The 3,159-nt window shown below is 39.0% G+C and carries 4 protein-coding genes and 1 pseudogene; all 5 read left to right on the top strand.

The window, feature by feature from the left end:
- Nucleotides 1-703 (top strand): annotated as a pseudogene (locus tag BN338_RS03360) (TrbJ/VirB5 family protein); the annotation flags it as partial.
- Between the two features lie 18 nt (nucleotides 704-721).
- Entirely contained in the window at nucleotides 722-1,075 is a 354-nt protein-coding gene (locus tag BN338_RS03355; protein WP_039759074.1) for an EexN family lipoprotein, read from the top strand.
- A gap of 2 nt (nucleotides 1,076-1,077) precedes the next feature.
- Nucleotides 1,078-1,464 (top strand): EexN family lipoprotein, encoded by a 387-nt coding sequence (locus BN338_RS03350; RefSeq protein WP_039759072.1) that lies wholly within the window; start codon nucleotides 1,078-1,080, stop codon nucleotides 1,462-1,464.
- A gap of 294 nt (nucleotides 1,465-1,758) precedes the next feature.
- Nucleotides 1,759-2,145: an EexN family lipoprotein gene (locus tag BN338_RS03340; protein WP_039759069.1), complete on the top strand. Its 387-nt coding sequence runs from the start codon at nucleotides 1,759-1,761 to the stop codon at nucleotides 2,143-2,145.
- A 37-nt stretch (nucleotides 2,146-2,182) separates the two neighbouring features.
- Nucleotides 2,183-3,115: a TrbL/VirB6 family protein gene (locus tag BN338_RS03335; RefSeq protein ID WP_198003670.1), complete on the top strand. Its 933-nt coding sequence runs from the start codon at nucleotides 2,183-2,185 to the stop codon at nucleotides 3,113-3,115.
- Nucleotides 3,116-3,159: the final 44 nt, after the last annotated feature.

Raw genomic sequence — 3,159 nt, 5'->3', positions numbered from 1 at the left:
AAGTTCATTTGCCATGGTGGTATTTGATCCCACAGCGGCTGCAAAATTAGCTGAGCAATATAAACAAGCATTAAAACAGTTCGAACAAGGCAAACAACAGCTTGATCAACTGAAAGGTCAGCTTGACCAAATGAAGAATCTTTATAACTCTTTAAATGTCAAGCCTGATATCTCGGGATTGAAAGAGATGTTCAACAAGCAAGGAAGCAGTGGCGCCCTTCCTTCTGATTTTAATCATTTTCAACAATCGATGGGCAGCGGCGGCGGTAGCGGTGGCGGCGGTGGCGGTGGTAGCAGCAAAAACACGCAAAAATGGCAAGAGGAACTTTTATACAAAGAGCCTTCAGAGGGCGCTGGATCAAAAGCGGCGGTGGATACTTTTTATGAATAGGAAGTAAAAAAAGCCCAACAGCGCGTAGTAGGACAAGCGGCAAAAGGCCAAGACGTCTACGAAGAAGCCAGTGAAACTCAAACAACCATTAGCAAGCTGCTCGACAAACTTGGAAATACGAAAGACGCTGGTGAAATTCAAGGCATTCAAGCACAATTATCCGCAATACAAGCAGACCTCCAAACAAAAGTCCTCCAAATGCAAGCCGCTGCCATGATCCAACAAGCAGAAGAAAAAGCAGCAGAAAAACGTGAAATGGAAGAATTTAAAGCACGATACAAAGCTTTAGCCAAAAAATTCCGTGGTCAATAAACGAAAAAAAGAAGGGCTATGAACAAGATCATTATCACCACACTGCTGCTTTGCACAGGGCTCATCGCTGCTGGTTGCGAAAAAACCTATAGCGTCGCAGAATTTAAAAAAGATAAAAAATTGATGGAAGAATGGGGAGCAAGATGTGGATTCACAGGGACTTCAAAAAATTGTGAAAACTTAAGGTTAGCAGCGCTTGAATTTAAAAAGGAACGTAAAGCAAAGATTGAAGAATATAATCGCAAAGTAGATGAAGAGTCTGAAGCTAGAATGAAGGCTAAACTTGAAGAACTTGAAGCTGACACTAATAGATTACGGGCCGAACGAGAAGCAAAAGAGCGCACTAAATCTCAACAACAGGAAAATCATTAATCATGAATAAAGTTTTCATAACAACATTGCTGCTTTGCACAGGACTTATCACAGTTGGTTGCGAAAAAACCTATAGCGTCGCAGAATTTAAAAAAGATAGAAAATTGATGGAAGAATGGAATGCAAAATGTGGATTAGTAGGAACCGGCAAAAATTGTGAAAACCTAAGGTTAGCAGGTCTTGAACTTAGAAAAGAATATGATGCAAAAGCTGAAGAAAGATTACGTGCAGATGAGGAACGTATTCGTATATCAAGGGAAAAAGCTAAAGCTGAACTAGACGCTAGGATGAAAAAAATGAGAGCTGAAACTCAAAAAATGCTCGAAGAACAAAGAAAAAGAGAACGCGCTGCAGAAGAACGAAGAGCAAAAGAACAAAATAACGACTAAATTAATAAAAACACACAATGAATAGCGGAGCATCTAAATGGCAACAGAAACCAAAGGCATATTCACTACTATAGAAAGTACGTCGATAGCCCCACTTACAGGACCAATGGGTAAAACCACCGCATATCGCTATTGCGCTTTAGCTGCTCAACTTAAAGAGATTCATATAATTTATGGCAACATTATGTCTGTGCCCTAGATTTATCATCACTGGTTATAAAAACCGATAACACAAGCAGAATTTAAAGATTGTGCTCAAACCTCAAAAACTGAAAAAATGAAGGGGAAATATCTATGAATAAAGTTTTCATAACAACATTGCTGCTTTGCACAGGACTTATCACAGTTGGTTGCGAAAAAACCTATAGCGTCGCAGAATTTAAAAAAGATGAAAAATTGCGCCTAGAATGGGATGCTAAATGTGGATTTGCAGGAACTTCAAAAAATTGTGAAAACATGCGGTTAGCATTTTTAGAACTTGAAAAAGAATATGATGCAGAAGCTGAAGAAAGAGTGCGTAGAGATGACGAACGTGAACGTATATCATGGGAAAAAGCTAAAGCTGAACAAGACGCTAGGATGAAAAAAATGAGAGCTGAAACTCAAAAAATACTCGAAGAACAAAGAGAAAGAGAACGCGCTGAAGAAGAACGAAGAGCAAAAGAACAAAATAACGACTAAATTAATAAAAACACACAATGAATAGCGGAGCATCTCAATGGCAATAGAAACCAAAGACGTTTTTTCTAAGATAGACAATATGTTGATGGATCCCATTATAGAATCAATGGATAAAACCATTACAAATCTTTCATCGTCTTTAAGTGCTCCGCTTAAACTGTCTTGTACAATTTACATTATATTTATGGGGTACAATATCATCTATGGGCGTTCTTCCATGCCCTTATGGGAATTTATAGTCACAACTTTCAAACTTGGCATCATAGTTGCACTCGCCACAAACGCCACCTATTATAATACTTGGGTTAGGGATATATTTTTCCACGATCTGCCGAATGCCATTGCAAATGTCACACAAGGTGCAGCACATACAGATAAAAATGTATGGGATAATATGATGAGCCAAGCTGGAGCACACGTTTTTGAGGCGGCAAGCAAGCACACAGGGCTCTCTCAATTGGGGAAGTTTATTGCTGCATGGATTGCCGGTATTATCTGTCTCCTTATTTCTTGCTTTTTTTGTGCAATCGGTTTTGCCGTTTCACTCTTTGCTAAACTGGGATCGTCTCTTGTCCTATCAATAGGACCACTCTTCATAAGCTTCTATATGTTTTCATCAACCAGAAGGCTTACAGAAGCATGGTTAAACCAAACAATAAACTTCATCATTTTATATGTGTTAGTCGTGTTGCTTGGTGGCTTATATGTCAACATTTCGATGAACATTTTTTCAAAAGGTCTTGAAGATATCATGGTTTCTTTAATTCAATTCTTGGTTGTTGGTCTTGGTGGTATTTTTCTTTTCCTCAAATTACCTGATATCGCATCAGCTTTAGCCTCCGGAGGAGCATCCCTCACAGGCTCAGCACCAGTTGCTAAAAAAACGGCTCAACTAACTGGACGAGCTGCTGGTGCAGCAATAAGAGGCGTTAAAAAACTAGCATCACTATTAGCACAATTAGCAAAATGAGCAAAGGTATAAGTTCAAATGCGGGAATTTAAAAAAATTGGGGT

The sequence above is a fragment of the Bartonella queenslandensis AUST/NH15 genome, from assembly GCF_000312585.1.
Classification (GTDB): domain Bacteria; phylum Pseudomonadota; class Alphaproteobacteria; order Rhizobiales; family Rhizobiaceae; genus Bartonella; species Bartonella queenslandensis_A.
This window is presented reverse-complemented; position numbering and strand designations above follow the sequence as displayed.

Coding starts and splice junctions, on each gene's coding strand:
- BN338_RS03355 (WP_039759074.1), top strand. CDS start 722: ATGAACAAGATCATTATCACCACACTGCTGCTTTGCACAGGGCTCATC.
- BN338_RS03350 (WP_039759072.1), top strand. CDS start 1,078: ATGAATAAAGTTTTCATAACAACATTGCTGCTTTGCACAGGACTTATC.
- BN338_RS03340 (WP_039759069.1), top strand. CDS start 1,759: ATGAATAAAGTTTTCATAACAACATTGCTGCTTTGCACAGGACTTATC.
- BN338_RS03335 (WP_198003670.1), top strand. CDS start 2,183: ATGGCAATAGAAACCAAAGACGTTTTTTCTAAGATAGACAATATGTTG.